22 protein-coding genes are annotated in these 20,008 nt (G+C 61.5%); 15 read left to right on the top strand and 7 right to left on the bottom strand.

The features are described 5' to 3' along the window. The first annotated feature begins 1 nt into the window (after window position 1). The 5 genes from AB4Y82_RS01320 (at window position 2) to AB4Y82_RS01300 (ending at window position 5,084) form a co-directional block, all read left to right on the top strand. The gene (locus AB4Y82_RS01320; protein WP_441604615.1) at window positions 2–1,006 is read left to right on the top strand and encodes an FAD binding domain-containing protein; all 1,005 of its coding nucleotides are present in this window, start codon (window positions 2–4) and stop codon (window positions 1,004–1,006) included. 15 nt (window positions 1,007–1,021) lie between these two features. Continuing rightward, window positions 1,022–3,250 carry a xanthine dehydrogenase family protein molybdopterin-binding subunit gene (locus tag AB4Y82_RS01315; RefSeq protein ID WP_441604616.1) on the top strand — a complete coding sequence of 743 codons (2,229 nt, stop codon included), beginning with the start codon at window positions 1,022–1,024 and terminating at the stop codon, window positions 3,248–3,250. A gap of 637 nt (window positions 3,251–3,887) precedes the next feature. Next, window positions 3,888–4,043, top strand: a complete 156-nt coding sequence (locus AB4Y82_RS01310) for a hypothetical protein (RefSeq protein WP_441604617.1) — start codon at window positions 3,888–3,890, stop codon at window positions 4,041–4,043. A gap of 119 nt (window positions 4,044–4,162) precedes the next feature. After that, window positions 4,163–4,384 carry a hypothetical protein gene (locus tag AB4Y82_RS01305; RefSeq protein WP_441604618.1) on the top strand — a complete coding sequence of 74 codons (222 nt, stop codon included), beginning with the start codon at window positions 4,163–4,165 and terminating at the stop codon, window positions 4,382–4,384. A gap of 445 nt (window positions 4,385–4,829) precedes the next feature. Then, on the top strand, window positions 4,830–5,084 hold the full coding sequence (locus AB4Y82_RS01300; RefSeq protein ID WP_441604619.1) for a hypothetical protein: 255 nt from the start codon (window positions 4,830–4,832) through the stop codon (window positions 5,082–5,084). Between the two features lie 96 nt (window positions 5,085–5,180). On the opposite strand, the gene AB4Y82_RS01295 is transcribed toward AB4Y82_RS01300, so the two are convergent. Next, on the bottom strand, window positions 5,181–5,654 hold the full coding sequence (locus tag AB4Y82_RS01295) for a hemerythrin domain-containing protein (protein WP_441604620.1): 474 nt from the start codon (window positions 5,652–5,654) through the stop codon (window positions 5,181–5,183). Between the two features lie 317 nt (window positions 5,655–5,971). Here AB4Y82_RS01295 and AB4Y82_RS01290 point away from each other — a divergent pair, with 317 nt between their 5' ends. From AB4Y82_RS01290 to AB4Y82_RS01275, 4 genes are all read left to right on the top strand, one after another. Further along, window positions 5,972–6,334 carry an ArsR/SmtB family transcription factor gene (locus tag AB4Y82_RS01290; protein ID WP_441611081.1) on the top strand — a complete coding sequence of 121 codons (363 nt, stop codon included), beginning with the start codon at window positions 5,972–5,974 and terminating at the stop codon, window positions 6,332–6,334. Beyond that, a complete protein-coding gene (locus AB4Y82_RS01285; RefSeq protein WP_441604622.1) occupies window positions 6,312–6,812 on the top strand; it encodes an SRPBCC family protein in 501 nt (166 codons plus the stop codon). Before AB4Y82_RS01290 ends, AB4Y82_RS01285 begins: the two co-directional genes overlap by 23 nt. A 421-nt stretch (window positions 6,813–7,233) precedes the next feature. Beyond that, window positions 7,234–7,989: a DUF1223 domain-containing protein gene (locus AB4Y82_RS01280; RefSeq protein ID WP_441604623.1), complete on the top strand. Its 756-nt coding sequence runs from the start codon at window positions 7,234–7,236 to the stop codon at window positions 7,987–7,989. A gap of 149 nt (window positions 7,990–8,138) precedes the next feature. After that, window positions 8,139–8,639 (top strand): DUF6491 family protein, encoded by a 501-nt coding sequence (locus AB4Y82_RS01275; protein ID WP_441611080.1) that lies wholly within the window; start codon window positions 8,139–8,141, stop codon window positions 8,637–8,639. Window positions 8,640–8,777: 138 nt separating this feature from the next. Here AB4Y82_RS01275 and AB4Y82_RS01270 read toward each other — a convergent pair whose 3' ends face one another. Beyond that, complete coding sequence (locus AB4Y82_RS01270; protein WP_441604625.1) at window positions 8,778–9,596, bottom strand: alpha/beta fold hydrolase; 819 nt, start codon at window positions 9,594–9,596, stop codon at window positions 8,778–8,780. 213 nt (window positions 9,597–9,809) lie between these two features. On the opposite strand from AB4Y82_RS01270, the gene AB4Y82_RS01265 reads away from it, so the two are divergent. Both AB4Y82_RS01265 and AB4Y82_RS01260 read left to right on the top strand, forming a co-directional pair. Continuing rightward, the gene (locus AB4Y82_RS01265) at window positions 9,810–10,160 is read left to right on the top strand and encodes a DUF3147 family protein (RefSeq protein WP_441604626.1); all 351 of its coding nucleotides are present in this window, start codon (window positions 9,810–9,812) and stop codon (window positions 10,158–10,160) included. Window positions 10,161–11,003: 843 nt separating this feature from the next. Further along, the gene (locus AB4Y82_RS01260) at window positions 11,004–11,318 is read left to right on the top strand and encodes a HigA family addiction module antitoxin (protein WP_441611079.1); all 315 of its coding nucleotides are present in this window, start codon (window positions 11,004–11,006) and stop codon (window positions 11,316–11,318) included. Window positions 11,319–11,649: 331 nt separating this feature from the next. Here AB4Y82_RS01260 and AB4Y82_RS01255 read toward each other — a convergent pair whose 3' ends face one another. Beyond that, window positions 11,650–12,399, bottom strand: a complete 750-nt coding sequence (locus AB4Y82_RS01255) for a Fe-Mn family superoxide dismutase (protein WP_441604628.1) — start codon at window positions 12,397–12,399, stop codon at window positions 11,650–11,652. Window positions 12,400–12,465: 66 nt separating this feature from the next. Then, a complete protein-coding gene (locus AB4Y82_RS01250) occupies window positions 12,466–13,437 on the bottom strand; it encodes a chromate resistance protein ChrB domain-containing protein (protein ID WP_441611078.1) in 972 nt (323 codons plus the stop codon). 385 nt (window positions 13,438–13,822) lie between these two features. Between AB4Y82_RS01250 and AB4Y82_RS01245 the strand changes: the two genes are divergently transcribed. Genes AB4Y82_RS01245 through AB4Y82_RS01235 form a run of 3 tightly spaced genes read left to right on the top strand, consistent with a single transcriptional unit; the run spans window position 13,823 to window position 15,552 of the window. After that, window positions 13,823–14,185: a PadR family transcriptional regulator gene (locus tag AB4Y82_RS01245; protein ID WP_046972573.1), complete on the top strand. Its 363-nt coding sequence runs from the start codon at window positions 13,823–13,825 to the stop codon at window positions 14,183–14,185. Beyond that, a complete protein-coding gene (locus AB4Y82_RS01240) occupies window positions 14,185–15,102 on the top strand; it encodes a sensor domain-containing protein (protein WP_441604630.1) in 918 nt (305 codons plus the stop codon). Before AB4Y82_RS01245 ends, AB4Y82_RS01240 begins: the two co-directional genes overlap by 1 nt. 3 nt (window positions 15,103–15,105) lie before the next feature. After that, window positions 15,106–15,552, top strand: a complete 447-nt coding sequence (locus AB4Y82_RS01235) for a DUF1579 family protein (protein WP_441604631.1) — start codon at window positions 15,106–15,108, stop codon at window positions 15,550–15,552. A gap of 85 nt (window positions 15,553–15,637) precedes the next feature. Here the strand turns inward: AB4Y82_RS01235 and AB4Y82_RS01230 are convergent, their stop codons facing one another. The 3 genes from AB4Y82_RS01230 to AB4Y82_RS01220 form a co-directional block, all read right to left on the bottom strand. After that, entirely contained in the window at window positions 15,638–16,840 is a 1,203-nt protein-coding gene (locus tag AB4Y82_RS01230; RefSeq protein ID WP_441604632.1) for a DUF1501 domain-containing protein, read from the bottom strand. A 9-nt stretch (window positions 16,841–16,849) separates the two neighbouring features. Then, on the bottom strand, window positions 16,850–18,394 hold the full coding sequence (locus AB4Y82_RS01225; RefSeq protein WP_441604633.1) for a DUF1800 domain-containing protein: 1,545 nt from the start codon (window positions 18,392–18,394) through the stop codon (window positions 16,850–16,852). Window positions 18,395–18,681: 287 nt separating this feature from the next. After that, window positions 18,682–18,969: a hypothetical protein gene (locus AB4Y82_RS01220; RefSeq protein WP_441604634.1), complete on the bottom strand. Its 288-nt coding sequence runs from the start codon at window positions 18,967–18,969 to the stop codon at window positions 18,682–18,684. 105 nt (window positions 18,970–19,074) lie between these two features. Between AB4Y82_RS01220 and AB4Y82_RS01215 the strand changes: the two genes are divergently transcribed. Next, entirely contained in the window at window positions 19,075–19,683 is a 609-nt protein-coding gene (locus tag AB4Y82_RS01215) for a class I SAM-dependent DNA methyltransferase (RefSeq protein ID WP_441611077.1), read from the top strand. Window positions 19,684–20,008 lie beyond the last annotated feature (325 nt).

Below are 20,008 nucleotides of genomic sequence, written 5' to 3'. Positions count from 1 at the left end.
CATGCAGGCATTCAACTACACACGCGCAAAGAGCATCGACCAGGCGATCGCGACCGCCGCGCAGGCCACCACGGCGCAGCAAGGCGCCGAGATTCGCTTCGTCGCTGGTGGCACCACCCTGCTTGATCTGATGAAGCTGGACGTTGAGCACCCCGTGCAGGTGGTCGACATCAACCGGCTTCCGTTGTCGTCCATTGAATCGAGCGCGGAGGGTGGCCTCACGATCGGCGCCTTGGTGCGTAACTCGGATCTCGCCAATCATCCCGAGATTCGCGCCAAGTATCCGGTGTTGTCCCAGGCCATCCTCGCCGGGGCGTCGGGACAGATACGCAATATGGCCACGACCAGCGGCAACCTGCTTCAGCGCACCAGATGCGTGTATTTTCGTGATATTCACAGCGCCTGCAACAAGCGCGAGCCTGGCAGCGGCTGCTCGGCGTTGAGTGGCTATCATCGAAATCTCGCCATCCTTGGCGGTAGCGAGCATTGCATCGCTACCAACCCGTCGGACATGAATGTGGCACTCACGGCGCTCGATGCCGTTGTATCCATCCAAGGGCCGCAGGGACGGCGTGATGTACCGGTGGCGGAGTTCTTCGTCTTGCCCGGCGCGACGCCGCAGCGCGAGACCGTGATGGAGCCGGGTGACCTGATCACCGGGGTTCGTCTGCCCAAGGCGACGGACCATGCGAAATCGCTCTATCTGAAATTGCGCGATCGTGCTTCCTATGAGTTCGCGCTCGCTTCCGTCGCCATCGTGCTCGTGCTGCAGGATGGCCATATCCAACAGGTGGCCATGGCCATGGGCGGCGTCGGTACGCGCCCGTGGCGTTCCGCTTCCGCCGAACAGGTGCTGCGCGGCAACGCGCCCAGCCCCGACTTGTTCAAGCGCGCCGCCGACGCTTTCCTCGCCAACGCCCAGCCGCAGGCGGACAACCGATTCAAAGTGGAACTGGCCCGCCGTTGCCTGATCAAGGCCATGAGCGACGTGTCCACGGCGGCGTGACAGGAGACGCTGAGCATGAGTCAGCCCGCAAACTACGTCGAACTGCCGATCGTCGGCAAAGCGATGAGTCGCATCGACGGCCCTCTGAAAGTCAGTGGCGCCGCTCGCTATGCCTCTGATTTCTCCTTCCCCAACATGGTTTACGCCGTACCAGTTTGCGCCACCGTGGCCAAGGCGCACATCGAGTACATCGATATCGTGCGGGCGCAAGCGCTGCCCGGTGTCCGCAAGATCTATACGCGAGAGAATATCGGACGCTTCTATCGCGTCTCCAAAGGCAGCAAGGCCAAGATCGACGAGAGCCGGCCGCCGCTCGACGACGATGAGGTGCGCTACTACGGTCAGTACGTCGCGCTAGTCGTTGCCGATACCTTCGAACAGGCCACTGCAGCGGCGCGATCCGTAGCGGTCCGTTACGCGAACGTGGAGACGCCATCCGTTTCGCCCACACTGGACTCCAGCCAGCCGCCGCAGACCGAGACCGAGCGCGGTGATCCCGATGCCGCGTTCGAGCATGCTGCCATCAAGGTCGACCACACCTATAGCACGCCAGTGGAAACGCATAACCCCATCGAGCTGCACGCCAGCCTGGCGCTCTGGGATGGCGTGCGCTTCACGTTGTATGAAACGACTCAGGCCATCATGAACTTTCGCGCCGTGATGGCGCAGATGCTCGGTGTCCCGACGGACCATGTGCGCGTCATCACCGAATATCTCGGTTCGGGCTTCGGCGGCAAGCTATGGCCGTGGACGCAGGCGCTGCTCGCCGCGGCTGCGGCACGCGATCTTCATCGTCCCGTGAAGTTGGTCGTCGATCGCCAGATGATGTTCCACAACGTGGGCCACCGACCATCCACCAAACAACGCATACGCCTTGGCTGCGATGCGTCCGGCAAGCTCACGTCGTTGCGGCAGGACTACGTCTACCAGCGCGCACTGCTGGCCGACTACAAGGAGGACTGCGGCGAGGCCACGGGCTTCCTGTACAGCACGCCCCATCTGCGCGTGACCGGCACCTACGCAGAGCACTTCGTCGGACCGGCCACCTCCATGCGCGGGCCCGGCGCCGTGCCTGGGCTATATGCGCTTGAATCGGCGATGGACGAACTCGCCATCGCGCTGAAGATGGACCCCGTTGCGTTGCGTCTCAAGAATGAGCCCAAGATCGACGAGAAGGAAAACATCCCGTTCTCGTCGCGGCATCTTGAGGAGTGCCTCACGCGAGGCGCCGAATCCTTCGGCTGGGCTCGCCGCAATCCCAAGGTGGGATCGATGCGCGAGGGCGAGAGCATTCTTGGCTGGGGCGTCGCCGCGTGTAGCTGGATCGCCGAGCGATTCAGTGCGGAGGCCGCCGTTACGTTGCTCGCGGATGGTTCAGTGCGCATCGCCAGCGGTACGCAGGACATAGGCACGGGCACCTATACCGTGATCGCGCAGATGGTCGCCGGCCTTACCGGCGTCGATGTCGACAAGGTCAAGGTCACCATCGGCGACAGCCAGCTGCCGCCTGGCCCATGGTCTGGCGGTTCGATGGCCACCGGATCGATGGTCCCCGCGCTGGTGCAGGCCGTCGAGCAGGCGGGCAATCAACTTATCCAGATCGCCGCCGAAGATGCCAAGTCGTTCTCGGGCGCCACGCCCGACCAGCTTGCCTTTACACAGGGGAGGGTGCATCGCCAGGGCCAGGAGCCGGGCTCAGGCACGCATTTTTCCGACCTGCTGCGCCAGGCGCGTCTGGGACAGGTCGAAGGACATGGCAAGGCCGAGGGCACCTTCGGGCAGAAGAAAAAGAGCTATTCCACCCACTCCTACGGCGCACACTTCGTCGAAGTGCGCTGGCAGCCTGAGCTGGCGCGGCTACGCGTTCATCGCGTGGTGACTGTGATCGATGCGGGCCGCATCGTCAATCCGTTGACCGGCAAAAACCAGATCGAAGGCGCGCTGGTGATGGGCATGGGCATGGCCCTGTTCGAAGAAACGCAGTACGACGCGCGCAACGGCATGGCGGTCAACAGCAACCTGGCCGACTACATCATGACCAGCCATGCCGATATGCCGCCAGAGATGGAGGTCATTTTCCTCGACTACCCCGATACCAAGGTGAACGCCATGGGCGTGCGCGGTATCGGCGAAATCGGCCTGGCGGGCATCGCCGCGGCGATTACCAATGCGGTCTATCACGCTACAGGTAAACGCGTGCGTGATCTTCCCGTACGCATCGAAGATCTACTGGCAACGGGGTAGCGCCGTTCCACTCTGGCCGATTCGCGGCGGGTGGCTTGGCATGGTGACCACGGAGCTACACGCGAGTGAACCAGGACGTGCCGCACACTGTTTCGAAGCCGTTAGGTGTTCGATGGAGCCGTGTGCCATCGGCTAGAAAGTAAGTCGGTGGACCTTCGGAGCTGGCGTGCGGGTCGCTGGCCGATGCTGCCGGCAGCCGCGGCGTGACCTTGGTGATGGCAACACGCTTGCCGCTGTTGTCTACAGTCTCAATCCGTTCGTGACGCTCAGCCATGTCGAGACCTCTATGCCAAGTGGCGATTGTGTTGAGAGTGACACAAACGGGGACGTGTCGGTTCGCAAGCACGGATTCGGAGGAAGCGAGCCAGGAAGATTAGTCGTTTGCGGCGTGCGACTGCACCTGCTTTTTTCACGGTGCGTACGCTTGAAGTGCTCGGCGAGCGAATTGACCTGACTTCTCCTTGCAGTTCACGGTGGCGCACAGGAGACGTGATGGGTGTGTAGGTTTTGCATTTCGTTGCGGACAACTCGGAAGGAATGAATGCAAACATCAGCCCCCAACAGAGATGTCACGCTGCCGCGACCCTCCAATGGCCAGTGTGGACCCCGCGGCATACCTACCGCCCTGGAGTAGTACATGAGCAACGCCAACAACATGAATGCACCCCGCACCCCGCAGACGGATCCGTCCAAAGCGCCTCAAGAAAAGGAAGCGCAGCGTACCGATCGATCCAAGGATGAAAAGGACACGAAGGGACAGCCGTCCGATAACCCGGGACATTCGAAGAAGTAACGACCATTGGATCGCCATGAGGGCCGCCTTTGCGCGGCCCTTTGGTGCACGAGCGCGAGGTTGGGTACGCATGCTCGCGGGAGCAGCGTCTGCAGTGCGTCCTTCTAGAGATTTATTCCATGTTCGATGTAGCCGGCAATACCAGTGATGGAGTCAGCTTCACTGGGCTGTACACCCATGCAGCCTCGAACAGTGTCGTTTGGGCCGCGACCTATCGTAAGGACGGGGTCTATAGCGGAAGGCGCAACGGGAGGGTCTTCGGCGTCGGTACCTTTACGGTAGTCGAAACCGACCAAGCCGTCGCTAACGATATCGAACAGGCATGGTTCGACCTGACATGAAGCATGCGGACTCCTCGTGGCTTTGATGCGCGCGTCGTATCGCGAGCTCCTTCGTCAAAGCGTGGCAACCCTGGCCATCATTAGCCGACCGGCAGCTGAAGATCGATAGCCCTCGTCCCGCACAGCGCTCCATGGAGGCATACAGTGTCCACATGCATTGGGACGTGTATTGCGAGAAAGACTATAGCGGCTACTGGGTCGTGACCAATTATGCGCATCATAAGACCGACGTGGGGCCCTTCACATTAGAGTCCGACGCAGTCGATAACGCCGTCGATGCACGTGAGAAAATACGGGCGGTATACGGCTTTGACGCATTTTTAGAAGTCGCTGAGCATTAGCGACGTGCGCCTCCCCTGTTAACGGTGAATACCGCCGTGTTTCACGATGCCCTACAACCGTCTGGATAAACTCCAACGGCAGGGTGCCCTACAGGACATCGACCATGGGCGACATCAGAGGTGTGCACCGCACCGTCTCGTATCGAGCGACATCACGCGAGCAAGACGGGCAAACGCACTGGCACGCCAGGTTTCACTACGACGGACAAACATCCGAAGCGCTGGGTTCGGTCCGCAACGACTGGTCGCCGTTAGCAGATCCGGATATCAGAATGCACGTGACCTTGCAGCTCTATATCGAGGCTACCTTGCTACGCGGCGGCTATGAGTTGGAGCCGGACGGGTGGCCGGCGATATAAAGATACGCGCCACGTTTGGCGTCGATGTGCTCGCCGAGCAAAGACGGCGACTGAACTGTTCGACCGGCTTTGCTTTGCCAACTGGGGAGTGCCTGCTCAGGCTGCCTGTTGCTTTTTGGCCTCGGCGACCAATTCCTTTTTCCGCTCTGCCATCGCTTCGCCAAGGGACCGCAATTGGTCCTTGTCGAGCAGCTCCTTGGCCTGTTTTAACATCTCCTGTTCTTCCTCTTCGATGTGATGCTCAATGAGCTCCTTGAGCACCTTTGCGCGACCCGAAAATTTCTCTGAATCTGGCTCGGTCTTGAAGAGGTCGCCTAGAACCAGGTCCTTCGCAGCTCGATGCTCTTCAAGAGCCTCGTAATACATCTTCTCCTGCTCCTTGCCACCCGCATCCCGATAGGCCGGGTAGAAGATTTCTTCTTCGATGGCGACGTGTGCGGACAGTTTGGTTTGAATCGTCGCGATCAGCTCCGCGCGTCGTTTGACAGCACGTGATGTTGTTTCGGTGAGCTCAACAAGGAGCTCTTTGACTTCTTTGTGCTCGGATTTCAGCAATTGGATGGCGTCCACGGTGTTCTCGCGTTGAGTGGAAGAGTAGACGGAGCGTGCGGCCTGGCGTGTGAGGCGGATGGCGGTCGTGCGAGAAGGTGGCGTCAAGGCATCGTGTTCCCGCCAACCGGCACGCCTATGATCCAGCGAGTGGCGCACAGTGGCGACGCTGCTCTTATGAACAAAATCCAGCGCGGAAGGCCGAGGGCGCCAGTCGGAACGTTGGCTGCGCCAGGCATGCGCAGTTTGGGCCCGGAGCGGCCGAGCCCAAACTGCGCGATTTGCTCCCGCGGATCATCCGCTTGCAAACCCGCAATGCGTGCCATACAGTGAACCATATGGTTCACTATCAAGCCCGCCTCGACACAACGTTCGCCGCTCTCTCCGATGTCACCCGACGCGGCGTGCTGGAGCAGCTTGGGGGTTCAGACGCCTCGATCTCCGAGCTCGCCCAAAGGTTTCACATGACGCTCACGGGCATGAAGAAGCACGTCAGCATCCTGGAGCAGGCGGGCCTTGTGACTACGGAGAAGGTCGGGCGTGTACGAACCTGCAAGCTCGGAAAGCGCCGACTTGAAGAAGAGGCCGCCTGGATCGAGCAGCACCGCCAACTATGGAGCGCACGCTTCGATGCACTGGACAAGCTTGTCGAGCACTTGAAATCCAAGGAGAAGGCAGATGCCCAACGAAGAAAAAGGTAGTCCCGCCGCCACGAACCGCACCACCGTGGAACGCATGTCCGACCGCGAACTCGTGGTGAGGCGAACGTTCAATGCCTCCGCGCGCATCGTCTTCGAAGCGTGGAGCAAACCCGAATTGTTCAAGCAGTGGTGGGTTCCGAAGTCGGTGGGCATGTCGCTGGTCTCGTGCGACATGGATGTTCGCACCGGGGGCACGTATCGCCTCGTGTTCAGCCATCCGGCCTTCGATCAACCGATGGCGTTCTTCGGCACCTACAGAGAAGTAACGCCGCACAGGCGCCTCGTATGGACGAACGAAGATAGCGACCAAGGCGCATTGACCACGGTAACGTTCGAAGAAAATGCCGGCAAGACGCTGGTCACCTTTCACGAACTCTACCCCACAGAAGCGGCACTCGACGAAGCCCTCGCGGGTTCGGCGGAAGGCCTGCCCGAACAGTTCGCACAACTGGATGACTTGCTCGCAGGCCGATCGTAAACATACGGCGGCTACCGACGCATGGAAGGAATGGCGATGAAGCACACCATCCCCCGCCGCGCTGATCAGTTCCGCGCCTCGTGAGAACGGTGTGCTCAGACGCGATTTCCTGAAGAGCGCCATGTCAACAAGGGAGTCAGCTGGTCTGCGGCCGAAGCGGGCTGCGTGCAGAACATCGACTTGTCGCGTAGTCCGTTGAAGCGTAGAAGGGAATGTCCGCTGTCGACCCAAAGTGGCCCCGGGAACAATCGACATCCCATCATTCGGGGATCTTGGCTATCCGCTCGTCGAGTATCACGCTCCAATGACTTGGGCCGGATACGCGCATCCCGCTTCGTGTAACTTTGCCTCCGGCCGCAACGAAGTACTTTACGAAGGCGCGCACTAGGCGTAGCTGACCTGACAACCGACTCGGAGGGGCATGGCCATGATTGCTCGAGCGTTACTGAAGTTGCTTGTCAGCATCATCGGGGCAGGGGGATTCGCAGCCCTAAGCCACGCACAGGACGGGCCGCCGACGCCACAGCGTCCACTGGTCGTTGTCGAGCTATTCCAGAGCCAAGGTTGTTCGTCATGCCCACCCGCGCAGGACAACCTCAATGCCATTGCCGGAAAGCCAGGGATTCTTGCGCTGTCCTTTGCCGTGACCTACTGGGATAACCTCGGGTGGAAAGATACGTTTGCTCGAGACGCCTATACACAAAGGCAGTGGGACTACGCGCATAACAAGAAGCACGATAACGTCTGGACGCCACAGATCTATATCAACGGTCAGGTCGACCTGGTGGGAACCAATCGCCGCCAGCTCGACGAGGCCATTGAACATGCCTCCAGCCAAGGCCCCTCCATGAGCTGGGACAGAGGCCAACTTGCGATAGGCGCCGGCCAGGCATCGTCGCCCCGCGACGTGTGGCTGGTGCGTTATGACCCTCGTGCGGTCAGTGTCCATGTTCGCGCGGGGGAGAACAGTGGCCGTACGCTGCTGCATCGCAATGTTGTGCACGAGCTTGTTCACTTGGGGACGTGGAACGGAGCGCCGCTCTCGTTCGCATTGCCGCCAATGTCGTCGTCAGGTTTGTCGACCGCCGCGTTGGTACAGATCCCCAAAGGGGGTGACATTCTCGCGGCATCCGAGGAGCCGTCTGAGTCGGAAAAGGGGACGGAGGCAGTTAATTAGGTTAACTACCTCGGTCTCTTTTCCGATTGGTTTGCCATGCCCTCATCCCTCGAGACAGCGCATGAAACAGTCTTCATGCGCCGCCGGTTGATCCTGCGGGGCGCGGCTTGTAGAAGAGGTAACCGAGCATCGTCCCAGGGAGCGTCGTCATGAAGATGCGCAAGGGAAAGGTTTGGAGTCTGGCCTGCTTCGCATGGCTGATAGCGAGTGGCGTTGCCATGGCGGGTCCGCAAAAAGATCTGCAGGCCGCCGAGCGCGATGCCTACATGAAGTCCGCCGGCCATGCGGTGGAAAGCATCGCCGATACCGCCGTCGTGACTAGCGTGGATCCGCTCGGCGATCATCGTATTGCCGTCTATACCGTGGACGGATCGCATAAGGATGTCTGGCTCGTGACCACGGATGAAGGCTGCCCGCAGCCGGTGCTGTCAGGGAGCCGCATCGTGTCGCTCGATGCCGGCGTTTCGCACGACTGCCGTTCCGTAGTTATCCAGACAATGGACAAGCGGGATCTGGGTCATCGCCTCAGGGTGATCGAGCCCCGCCCAGCGCGGAGCCCGGACGCCACCTACCCGTCGGAGCCAGAGACACTGCGCTGGCAAACCATGTTCCGTACCGACGAAATGACCGACGGTGGCCGTACACGGTAGAACATTGCGGCCGTTGCGGGGTTACATAAGGTCGATCGAGATGTCCCCGTTTCCGACGCGAAGCGGCACTTAGATTGAGTGGCACACCCATGGGCGCGCCACTCAAATTGCCTGGCTCTGGTTCGGGCGGGTGTCCCGTCAGGATTTGATAAATGCGAGAAGGTCGGGGTTGAGGACGTCCGCGTGGGTAGTGAGCATGCCGTGCGGGTAGCCAGGGTATGTCTTCAGCTTACCGTTCGCGAGCAGGTCGACCGCGCGCGGCACCGCACTGGCGAATGGGACGATCTGGTCGTCTTCGCCATGCATGACCAGGACCGGCACCGTGATCTTCTTCAGATCTTCGGTGTAGTCCTCCAGCCAGGAGGCGACGGTTTCGTAGTGGGCCTGAGCGCTGCCGGCCATGCCCTGGCGCCACCAGTTCGCGATCACCGCCTCGGACGGCTTGGCGCCCTGACGGTTGAATCCGTAGAACGGACCCTCAGGGACGGCCCGGTAAAACTCCGACCGGTTGCCAAGCACGCCTGACCTGACCCCTTCAAAAAACTCCTGCGGCTGGCCGCCAGGGTTCGCGTCGGTTTTCACCATGTTCGGTGTCAACGAGGCCACCAGCACTGCCTTGGCGACACGCTTCTGGTGGCGAGCGACGTAGCGGGCCACTTCGCCACCGCCGGTCGAGTGCCCGATGTGGATAGCGTCGTGGATGTCGAGGTACTCGGTCAGTGCAGCGAGGTCAGCGACCCAGTGGTCCATGTCGTTGCCGGTGCCGACTTGCTCGGACCGACCGTGCCCGCGCCGGTCATGGGCGATCACCCGGTAGCCGTGCTGAAGAAAAAACGTCATCTGGGCGTCCCAGTCGTCGGCCGACAAGGGCCACCCATGACTGAAGACGATCGGCTGACCGGAGCCCCAGTCTTTATAAAAGATCTCTACGCCGTCCGGCGTGGTGATCGTAGCCATTACTGACACCTCCTCTCGTGGTCTGTCCCCTGGTGTCTCGGGCGGTTCGCACCGTTCAATAGCACCGCGAGCGTGATTCCGTTGTCACGACGTTCCCGCCGCGTGCAGATCACCTGCTTGTTGAAGCGAGGCAGCTTGATTCACAGGGTCTGCCTTCGATCCATAGCGGACGTTTTTCAATCCGCAGATCCCGCCGCGCGTTAGACTCCGACCATGCTCTGGATCATTACGAAATACTTCATCACAGCCGCCATCGTCGTGGCTGTGTCAGAAGTCGCCAAGCGCAGCGATCGGGCGGGTGCTCTGCTGGCGTCGCTGCCATTGGTGACGCTACTGGCGCTGACATGGCTTTACATCGAAAAGCAGCCGGCTGAGAAAATCACCAACCATGCTTGGTACACCTTCTGGTATGTGGTGCCGACCTTGCCGATGTTCTTGGCGTTCCCGCGCCTCTTTGCACGATTTGGATTCTGGCCGGCACTCGGTCTCAGCGCGGTCATCACCATCGTGTGCTTTGCCTTGTTTGCGTGGGCCGTGCGCCCGCTGGGAATCAGGCTGATTTGATGCGAGAGCGCGACAAGCGGGACCGAGGTAATTAAGTCCCGTCGCCATGGTTCGAATAAACTATCTCCTTCCCGCTTGCTCCGCAGAAAGTCGCATGCTCTCTTCTGCTTTCAAAGGGAAGGGCGCTGACATTTCGCCGGCCCAGAGACCTCGCGCTCGCCTGCGGCCACGCGGACGTCCATCTCGCTCAACCCTGACAGACGATGCCGCCCCTGCTTGTTAGGGTCGATCCGTCACTTTCGCTGTCGTACTGCAAGGCTTAGAGGGTGACCATGACGACCAAGTCATGATGCGCGAGCCGTGAGTGCTGAGAACACCCACGACCCGCTAACCATCCCCAACTCATAGGAAGTTGATCATGGCTATCCGCGATCATACGGTACGCATTCGCTCGTCCGTTCCCCCTGACGACACCCTCGCTCCTCCGCCTGACGACTCGTCATCCGAGGCGGTGGCATGGCCCGAAACCCTTCGTCATAGCACTCGCGGCGACGTCGCCCTGGCGGTGCTCGCCCTCACGCGCCTGCGTCTCGACAGCGAGCAGTGCCGCCACGCGCAGGCGCGGGGATTCCCCGGCAGGCCACTGCCATGGCCGCTTCCCGTAGCCGTCACGGCCAGCCTGGGCGCGGCCATCCACTGCCTTCAGCAGTGCGCCCGCCTGCTCGGTGACGAGCCTCGAGTGACCACCACACGTCTCCGATGATCGCCGATGCGGCGCATCGGCCGGCATGGCGATGCGCCGCATCGGGGCGATCACCGACGAAGTTGCCAAGCATTCACTGACACGGAGCGCTGTAAGCGCCTGAGCCGCTGCGGAGCCGTGTCCGACAGGGAGGAACCACCATGGAACTGATCCAGCTCACCCCGCACTTGGAAGTAGACCCCTCGCAACCCCTGCGAGCCCCCGGCGACATCCTGCTGCACGCCTACCTGATTCCCAGCGCCCTCAACCCCGCCCAACTCGCCCGTCGCACCGGCATACCCTCCGATCAGATCAAAGCCTTCATCGCCGACACTCACCCCATCACCCCCAAGGTCGCCATCCGCCTCTCCCTGGCTTTCGACACCACTGCCTTCTACTGGCTGGCACTTCAGGCGCGATACGATTTGGAAAGGGCGAAGCCTGTGGTCCGCGCTTATCGTCCGCTCGTTGATTGAGGGCAAACGCGCGACACGACAAACGGGACGGAGATAGTTGCGTCCCACCGCCATTGTTCGAATTAACTACCTCCGTCCCGTTTGCTCTCGCTACGGGTAAAGCGTGCTTGATCTTCCGATTTGCATCGAAGATCTCCTAGCCGAGCGCTAACCGAAGCTTCCCGAAGAAATGCCGTGGTCGACGCAATTTCGCCCGACGCACTCATCGCGAAGCTGATCGCAGTTCACTTCTGAGCGTTCCAGCTCGCGTCGCCTAAATTCTTTTCACTTAACGACGGGCAACGGTCGGGCGAAGGCCAGCAAGTTACGCCAGCGATCGGCTTAGGAAGGTCTAACTCGCCTCGGCAAAGCGGTGCGCGCTAGCCAAACGCGTTGCCACCACGCTCCAGCGGATATTCTGGAAGAAGGCATCGACGTATTTGGGCGCGGCGGCGCCGTAATCCATCTGGTAGGAATGCTCGTACATGTCCATGACCAGTAGCGGCCAGGTCGCGGCGGGACCGTGCAGATGGTCCCACAGCCAGTAGTTTTCGATCTGCCCAGTGTGCAGGTTGTAGCCAAGTATCACCCAGCCCGATCCACCACCCAGGCCCGCACCGATCTTGCGGAACTCTTCCTCCCAGGCCGTGTAGCTCCCGAAGGCCTCGCCGATGGCGCGGCGCAGCGTCTCGTCGGCCTGGCCATCGCCACCGAGGTTCTCGAAATAGAGTTCGTGGAACACCACCGAACCGGTGCGCATCAGGTGCTCGCGCTTGAGGTCGTCGTAGACGTAGGGCGGCGTTTCCTTGTCGGTCAGGGCCAGGGCCAGCTTCTGCTTGACGGTGTTCAGCGCTTTCACCGAACCGCCGTAGTTGTTCTCCCAGTGCGATCGGATCAACTTTTCGGATATGCCGTGCAGTTTGGTCGGATCGAACGGCAGCGGTTTGGGCTGGTGCCGCGGCGTGAAAGCAGGATTGGCGACTGTCGTCGCGCCAGCGGCAGCACCGACTTGGTCGGCGGCCTGAACCGTGCCAGCTAGCATGGCACCGGCCACGGCGACTGAGGCGGTTTGCAGGAATTGGCGGCGAGAATCATTGTTCATGGCGTTATTTCCTTGGGGACGGAAAACATTCATGGCATCGCTACATGCAGCATCGCGGAGAGCGGCTCATGAGCGCTTCTGTTGGGTATCGCTTTTGCCGAAATGGGCATAGAGGGAGTCGAGTACGTAGCCCGCCTGTTCGAGCAGTTGATCGTCATTGAGGCCACGTTCGCGCGCACCGCCGAGGAAGGCTTCAAAGCCACCCGCCTCCGGCACCGGCGCACCGCCGACGTCGAGCACGTGCACCATTTGGCCCAGGCGTAACAGGCCGCGATCGTCGTCCAGCCCGAAGCTGGCCAGCAGCACCTCGAAGGTCACGCGTTCGCCAACATGGGTGAAGGCTGCACCGTCGAAGTCGAAGCCCAGCGCTTTTTTTGGGCAGGCCGAGGGCTTCTCCAGCCATAGAAAGCGCGCTTGTGTATCGATGAAGCGCTGGATCAGCCAGGCACTGGCAACGCGGTCTACCCACAGGCCCCGCCGCGTCGCCCATGTACGAGCTTGGTAGTCGCCGATATTTCGCCGTGCAATCGATCCATGGGCGGCGTGTGGTTCGTCGGGTGAAAGCAGCATATCGACGACGCCTACGAAATCGCTCCACGTGGCTTCGGCGCGTACCGTAGCCTCGCCAGGAAAATAATCGATGGCTCGCAAGGCGTCGTACTCGCGGCGCAAACGACGTAGCAGGCGATTCATTTCGGGTGCGGACAGGCCCGATAGCGACTTGCGCACCGTGGACAGCGATTGGCCGAATTCCGTGTAGGCCTCGCTGCGATCGAACAGGCCGAGGAACAACATGTCCTGGGTCTCATCGCGGCTTGAGGTGTCGATCAGCATGGCCGTGCCGCCGGCTTCGACGATGGCGTCGGCCAGCTCCTGCAGCGCCTCGCGGTGTTGAGGGGCCTGGGGCAGCAGATAGACCCCGTCACGCAGCACCGCGCAGCCCATCGCTTTCAGAGCGCGCCAGAAGCGCATGCGCGCCGTGGCGTTCTCGGTCGGCAAGGTGAGAATCAACAGCAGCCAGCTTCGTGCCTTATGCATGGTCACGAACTCTACGTATCTGTAGGAGTTAATACAAGCTATCTCGCCTCGGGGTGCTAGGCCGGCGCGCGTCCGGCGACCACGACATACAGCATGGGATCGCATTCGGCATCGACGGTGGGGAAGGTCAAAATCGGCCTAGGCGATCAAGTCCGGGAGCTAGGCGGCCGAGCTGAGCCCGTCGCCCGACCCACGCGAACTGATCCCCGAGTCCCGAGGTGCCGCGTGTCCCCTCAGCCGCCTAAGCGCGCTGACACCAATGTCTGTACCCCCCTCTGACACCAATGTTTGTATCTGGAGCGGCCTCCCATGACTTCATACCCATGCACTAGTACGAACTTCACACTATTGTTCACTCCATGATGAGTAGCAGTGCGGGTGGGGCGTGGAAGACAACAGCAGCCATCTGAAGAAATTCCAGAAGGAGCTGTCGGCGGGCACGGTGTCGCTGGTGCTGCTGGCGGTGCTGGGGCAGTCGCGGCAGCCGATGTATGGCTACCAGATCGCCAAGCGGCTGGAAGAGGTGGGAGAAGGCGTGCTCGCCGGCAAGCAGAGCGCGCTGTATCCGGTGCTGCGCAATCTCGAAGGGGCGGGGTTGTTGGCCAGCGAGGTGGAGCCTTCCATCAGCGGTCCGCCGCGGCGCTATTACCGCATCACCAAACAAGGGCGCGAGGTGTTGCGCGACTGGGTGCAAGCCTGGGCGGCCACGCGCGATTCTGTCGACGGGGTTTTGCAAGGAGGGGTGTAATGAACGCACCACGCACGATTGCCGAATATCTGAATCAGTTGCGCGCTGCGCTCAAGGGCGCGGATCCGGCCTTGATCCAGGATGCGCTGTACGACGCCGAGGAACACTTGCGCGCCGAGCTGGCCGAAGACCCCAAGCGCAGCGAAGCGGACATGCTGGCCCACGTGGTGAGCACCTATGGCGCGCCGGAAGAGGTTGCCGATATCTATCGCGACCAGGAGATCAAGATCCAGCGCGCGCTGCGTCCGCCGCCGGTGCCGCGTCGTCGCTCGGCACTGGGCCGCTTCTTTGGCGTCGCGGTCGATTCCCATACCTGGGGCGCCTTGTTCTACATGCTGCTGGCACTGGGCACGGGCATCTTCTACTTCACGTGGGCCGTGACCGGGCTTTCGCTTTCGCTGGGTCTGGCAGTGCTGGTGATCGGCATTCCCTTCATGATTTTGTTCCTCGGCACAGTGCGTGCGCTGTCGCTGCTGGAAGGGCGCATCGTGGAAACCATGCTTGGCGTGCGCATGCCGCGTCGCCCGCCGTATCCGACGAACGGCAGCAAGTCGTTCTGGGGGCGCGTGGGTGCGATCTTCACCGATGGCCGCACCTGGACCACGATGTTCTACATGATCCTGATGCTGCCGCTTGGCATCCTGTATTTCACGCTCACCATCACCTTCCTGAGCATCTCGCTGGGCTTGATCGCCACGCCGATCCTCAAGGCGCTCAGCGTGGCCGATGTGATCTACTTGCAATGCGGCATCCCGCATTGGCTGTGCGACAACAATTACTGGCCGCTGGCCATACTCACCTGCATCGGCGGCGTGTTCCTGTTGTTCGCAACGCTGCATATGGTGCGCGGCCTGGGCAAACTGCACGGCGCCATCGCCAAGGGCTTGCTGGTGCGCAGCGTGAACGAGGGCGCCTGAGTCATGTCCGCGAACATGCTGACCCGCCTCGCAGGCGAATGGCAGGGCGAGGAAACCATCGCCACCACGCGCTGGGGACAAGGCGGAGTGGCGATGGGCTGGTTCTCGGCGCACATGCAACTCAATGGGCGCGTGCTGATCCAGGACTACCGCGAGGAACGCGACGGCAAGCCGTCATTGCGGGTACACGCAGTGTTCGTGGCCGAACCCGAGCATGATCAGTACAGCCTCTATTGGTTCGATAGCTACGGCTTCGTGCCGGGCACGCCGGCGCCGGGATTGTGGAATGGCGAGCGGCTGACCTTCGTGCGCAGTTCACCGCGCGGGCAGACACGACATGTGTACGTGTTCGAGAGCGATGAGGTGTTTACGCTGAAGCTCGAGAGTTCGTTTGATGGTGGCGTGAGTTGGGAGTTGGTGATGACGGGGCGTTATGGCCGTTGTGGGTGAAAAGCGTCGCGCACAGGGTGCGCTCCCACAGGGGTAGGGCTGCCGCTCACCCTTGTGGGAGCGCACCCTGTGCGCGACTCGGCGATCAGACAAGCTGCAAATCTCGCGGCCTTGCCCCCGGAAACACCGACAACAACTGGCTGTTCGATAATCCCCACATTCTTCCCATCACCCCAGCCAACACATCGCGGTAATTGTTGATCACCGGATAGTCGCGATTCTGCAGCAGGCTCTGCGCATTCACGGCCACTTGCTCGCCCGCAATGCGACCGCCGTTCACCTTGCCGCCCAGCACCCAGTACACCGTGCCGTGTCCATGGTCGGTGCCCTTGTTGCCGTTCTCACGGAACGTGCGGCCGAATTCGGACACGACGACCACGACGGTGTTGTTCCATTCGTCGCCCAGTGCATCGGCATAGGCGGCCAGTCCCTTGCCGAGGTTGGCGAGATTGTTGGCCAGTTGGCCGGTGGTATTGCCTTGGTTGACGTGGGTATCCCAGCCGCCGACATCGACGAAGCCAAGCCGATATTGGTCGCGCATCATGGTGGCGATGCGCTGGGTCTCGTCGGCGAAATTCTTGGCGTTCGGCGCGCCGCGATTGGCCTTCACCATCTCGTCCTGCAGCTCCTTGGACACGCTTTGGCGCAGTTCAAGGCCATCCGCCGCGGCGGAGGCCAGCGAGGTATTGCGGTACATGCTGGCGAGAATGCCTGCCTGGCGCTCGTCGTACACCGGTTTGGGATTGCCGCGCAGCGAGATATTGGGAATGTCGCGGCCGCTGCCCTGGAAGCTGAGCGGCAGCGCGTCGGTAAAGGCGATCGACGGCACCGTGCTCATCTGTCCCGACAGCCGCGCCATGAAACCCGAGCGGTAATTGCTGCGTTGTGCCGATGGCTCGCCCGATTCGATATTGTCCTGCGTTTCGAAATGGCTGCGCGACAAATCATCGGTGCCGGCAAAGGGAACGAAGGCGACCTGGCGCTTCTGCCATAACGGATAGATGGAATCGCGCAGCACCGGGTTCAAAGCCCAGTTGCTGTCGAGGCCGATGGCGCTGTTGGTGTTGTACGGATCTGGCTTGGCGATGGCCAGGGTCGGACGCGACTCGTAGTAGAAATCGCTGCTATAGGGCACCAAGAGGTTGTTGCAGTCGTAGCCGCCGCGCAGAAACACCAGCAAAAAGCGCGGCGTATTCGCCGGTGCGGCAAACAGCTTGCCGGAGAACGACATCGCCGGTGCGGCAACGGCAGCGGTGGCAGCGGCAAGCAAAAATTCGCGACGATTCATGGCGATGCCTCAGCGATAATTGAAGTCGGGCGACGAGAGCAGGAAGGTGTTCCATTCCTGTTGAGTCGTCGCCTTGGCCAGCGCATCACGCGTGGGCGCGCTCAGCGTCGTATCAAACGTGTCGTAATACAGGCGCGTGGTGAGCATGGGGAAATCGCCACCGCTCTTGGGCTGGCCTTCCGGCGTCAGCAGGCGGTTGTTGCCGGTGCCGATGGCGCCGGCAATCTCAAAACGTTTGGCCATCTGTCCGGAGCTGGACCAACCGGCGCTGTCGAGCGGCCAGCCGTCCGGCGTCAGGCGCCCAAACACCGGCTCACCCAGCTGATTGAGCCAGTTGAGCAGCGGTTTGGCGTTGGCGATCGGTTTGCCGTCATAAGCCATGCGCACCGAGGACACCATGAATTGCATCGGGTCCTTGAACTTCTTGCCATAGCTGGCGGCCAATTCCTTGGACTCGAACATCGTGCGCAACACCTGGGCGATATCGCCATCGGTGTGCTGGAAGGTGTGCGCCATCTTCGCCACCAGTTCGGGTGACGGATCATCGGCAACGAAGTACTCGGCGATTTTCTTCGAGACGAACTGCGCGCACGCCGGCTGTTTGGTGATCAGGTCCACCGCTTCGCTGATTTCATCGAAGCCGCTGCCCTTGATGGTGTGGCCGAGCAACATCTTGTCGCTATAGTCGTGGCGCTTGGGATTGAACTCGAACAGGCCATTGCGTACGACCATCTCGGCAAGGCGAGGGCGCATGACGCCGGGGTCACGCAATGGCGCCACGCCGGCGCCGGTAAGAATCAGGGCGAGCTGCTGCACGTCCTGTTGCGTATAGCCCGAGCCCACGCCCAGCGTGTGCAGCTCCATCAGCTCGCGCGCATAGTTTTCGTTGACGTGGCCCTTCGCATTCTGCGCGTAGTCCAGGAACTCCATCATCGCCGGACTTTCCAGCGTCGCCATCACCAGGTCGCGGAACTTGCCCAGCGCGTGGGGGCGAATCGCGTTCTGCGTATAGTCGGCCGCCACCCAGCGCACACGTCCCTTGGCGCCGTACACGCTGAAATGGTTGAGCCAGAACCACACCATCTGTTCCTTCAGCTGGTTCGGTCCGTAGATGGCGTGCAGCAGTTCGATTTCCTGCGCCTGCTGCAGCAGATCATTGGCGTGTTGTTGCTGCGCTTTCTTGGCGGCGGTCTTGTCATCGCCGTCGGGCATGTTCTTGATCTTCTCCTGCTCGTCGCGCAGGTTGCCCAGCAGTTGCTCGGTCGGCGTATTGGCGGCTTCGTAGGAGTTGATCAGCGACTGGATCGGCGCGGGCAGGTCGTCGCTGATGCGCCCATCGAGTTGTCGGTCGAGCAGGCGGGAACGGCCCAGGTCGCGATATGTGGCGACGGTGGCGCTGTCGAGCTCGAAGCTGTCGCGGCGCAGCCAGTCCACATCGTCCTGTGACAGCGCATGCGCATCGCGTGCCGCTGCGGCGCCGGGACCGAGTACCAACAACAGGCTGCAGGCGGCCAGCCAGGGGCGAATGCCAGGGCGGTTCGGGGTATCACGCATGCGGCGGATGTCCTGAGGTGAGGGCTGGGATTCAGTCATGGGAACGCAGTTCCGCACGCCCGGCTTACCGTGGGGTGCACGGCTCTCGCGATTTTGTTCGGCGCGGATTCATGCGGCGCGCCCCGTCGGCGAGGCGTTTGGTTCGATTTCGTCATACTCGCGAAAGCCAGACGCAGCGGGGGTTGTAACCGATGGTCCATGCACGAAGCAGGTAGGCGCTGTGACACGCCGCAGGTTTCGTCGCGCAAGTCCTTGGTGGCGAGCGTGCCTTGGCAGCGCGGGCGTCGTCAGAATTCGTCGACGAACTCGACGACCGCGCCAAGCAGGGAGGCTTCCACTTCGGTCACCGCGCGCACGGCGTCACTGTGCAAACGATCGGAGGCAAGCACCTCGATCATGAAGAGCTCACTGCCGTTGTCGTCGGGCAGTTCGGTGGAGCTGGAATCGTCGCGCGGGTAGGCGGTCTCGTCGTCGATTTCCTCGACGTGTTCGATGCCATCGATCCCGTGCAGGATCGTGAGCAAGGTATCGGCATCGTCGCGCGTGCCGGTCATGCGGATGCGGATCGTGGGCATCAGGGGCGGCTCCCAGGTTCCTGCGTAAATGCTGCTGCATGGCATGTTCAGGCCAGGTGATCGCCGTCGCTGGGCTATTATTTATCCTTAAGCCGGAGATCGCTTGTGCCCAAGATTTACGACCGCGACTATTTCGACAAGTGGTATCGCCACCCCGACCACACCGTGGCATCAGCCGCTGAGCTGCGCCGTAAAGTCGCCATGGTAGTGGCACAGGCCGAGTACTACCTTGGCCAGCCGGTACGCTCAGTGCTTGATGTGGGTTGCGGGGAAGGGGTGTGGCGTGCGCCGCTGCTCAAGCTGCGTCCCGGCCTGCTTTACCAGGGCATCGATGCGAGTGAATACGCCGTGGCGCGTTATGGGCGCAGCCGCAATATCGGCCTGGCGCGCTTTGGGCAACTGGAATATCTGCGCTTTGACCAGCGCTTCGACATCATCGTTTGCACGGATGTGCTGCACTACCTCAAGCCTGCGGAAATTCGAGCGGGCCTGACCGGCATCAGCGACATGCTCGAGGGCGTCGCCTTCCTGGAAGTGTTCACCAGCAAGGACGGGGTGGATGGCGATATGGACGGCTTCCATGCACGCGCGCCGTCCTGGTATTTGAAGGCGTTCAACGAAGTGGGCCTGATGCCGTGCGGGTCGCATTGTTATCTGGGGCCGCGGTTGGAACGGCGCGTTGCGGCGCTGGAGCGCGCGCAGTCACCCGCTTGATATCTCCCTCTACGAGGTACCTGGCACCCCTGTGGGAGCGCACCCTGTGCGCGACAGCCACGCCTGGGTGTATCGCTCCGTAGGTTTGTCGCGCACAAGGTGCGCTCCCACAGTTTAGAGCTCACGCATTCATCGAGATCGGCCCGATGTCGTGGGGTTCAAATTTGCTTTCTGGGGCCACGGCTGGAGTTGCGTGTTGCGGCGCTGTTTCCCTCCGTGGGACACCGCCGCCCGTGTGACACCGACACCCCTTGTGGGAGCGCACCCTGTGCGCGACGGCCACGCCTGGGTGTATCGCTGCGTAGGTTTGTCGCGCACAGGGTGC

Origin of the sequence: Dyella sp. 2YAF14, assembly GCF_052114725.1 — a bacterium.
Taxonomy (GTDB): Bacteria; Pseudomonadota; Gammaproteobacteria; order Xanthomonadales; family Rhodanobacteraceae; genus Dyella.
The sequence above is the reverse complement of the archived record's forward strand: the minus strand, read 5'-3'. Positions and strand labels throughout refer to the sequence as shown.

Excerpts from the sequence above, each read along its gene's own strand:
- AB4Y82_RS01320 (WP_441604615.1), top strand. The coding sequence starts at position 2 with ATGCAGGCATTCAACTACACACGCGCAAAGAGCATCGACCAGGCGATC.
- AB4Y82_RS01315 (WP_441604616.1), top strand. The coding sequence starts at position 1,022 with ATGAGTCAGCCCGCAAACTACGTCGAACTGCCGATCGTCGGCAAAGCG.
- AB4Y82_RS01310 (WP_441604617.1), top strand. The coding sequence starts at position 3,888 with ATGAGCAACGCCAACAACATGAATGCACCCCGCACCCCGCAGACGGAT.
- AB4Y82_RS01305 (WP_441604618.1), top strand. The coding sequence starts at position 4,163 with ATGTTCGATGTAGCCGGCAATACCAGTGATGGAGTCAGCTTCACTGGG.
- AB4Y82_RS01300 (WP_441604619.1), top strand. The coding sequence starts at position 4,830 with ATGGGCGACATCAGAGGTGTGCACCGCACCGTCTCGTATCGAGCGACA.
- AB4Y82_RS01290 (WP_441611081.1), top strand. The coding sequence starts at position 5,972 with ATGGTTCACTATCAAGCCCGCCTCGACACAACGTTCGCCGCTCTCTCC.
- AB4Y82_RS01285 (WP_441604622.1), top strand. The coding sequence starts at position 6,312 with ATGCCCAACGAAGAAAAAGGTAGTCCCGCCGCCACGAACCGCACCACC.
- AB4Y82_RS01280 (WP_441604623.1), top strand. The coding sequence starts at position 7,234 with ATGGCCATGATTGCTCGAGCGTTACTGAAGTTGCTTGTCAGCATCATC.
- AB4Y82_RS01275 (WP_441611080.1), top strand. The coding sequence starts at position 8,139 with ATGAAGATGCGCAAGGGAAAGGTTTGGAGTCTGGCCTGCTTCGCATGG.
- AB4Y82_RS01270 (WP_441604625.1), bottom strand. The coding sequence starts at position 9,596 with ATGGCTACGATCACCACGCCGGACGGCGTAGAGATCTTTTATAAAGAC.
- AB4Y82_RS01265 (WP_441604626.1), top strand. The coding sequence starts at position 9,810 with ATGCTCTGGATCATTACGAAATACTTCATCACAGCCGCCATCGTCGTG.
- AB4Y82_RS01260 (WP_441611079.1), top strand. The coding sequence starts at position 11,004 with ATGGAACTGATCCAGCTCACCCCGCACTTGGAAGTAGACCCCTCGCAA.
- AB4Y82_RS01255 (WP_441604628.1), bottom strand. The coding sequence starts at position 12,399 with ATGAACAATGATTCTCGCCGCCAATTCCTGCAAACCGCCTCAGTCGCC.
- AB4Y82_RS01250 (WP_441611078.1), bottom strand. The coding sequence starts at position 13,437 with ATGCATAAGGCACGAAGCTGGCTGCTGTTGATTCTCACCTTGCCGACC.
- AB4Y82_RS01240 (WP_441604630.1), top strand. The coding sequence starts at position 14,185 with ATGAACGCACCACGCACGATTGCCGAATATCTGAATCAGTTGCGCGCT.
- AB4Y82_RS01235 (WP_441604631.1), top strand. The coding sequence starts at position 15,106 with ATGTCCGCGAACATGCTGACCCGCCTCGCAGGCGAATGGCAGGGCGAG.
- AB4Y82_RS01230 (WP_441604632.1), bottom strand. The coding sequence starts at position 16,840 with ATGAATCGTCGCGAATTTTTGCTTGCCGCTGCCACCGCTGCCGTTGCC.
- AB4Y82_RS01225 (WP_441604633.1), bottom strand. The coding sequence starts at position 18,394 with ATGCGTGATACCCCGAACCGCCCTGGCATTCGCCCCTGGCTGGCCGCC.
- AB4Y82_RS01220 (WP_441604634.1), bottom strand. The coding sequence starts at position 18,969 with ATGCCCACGATCCGCATCCGCATGACCGGCACGCGCGACGATGCCGAT.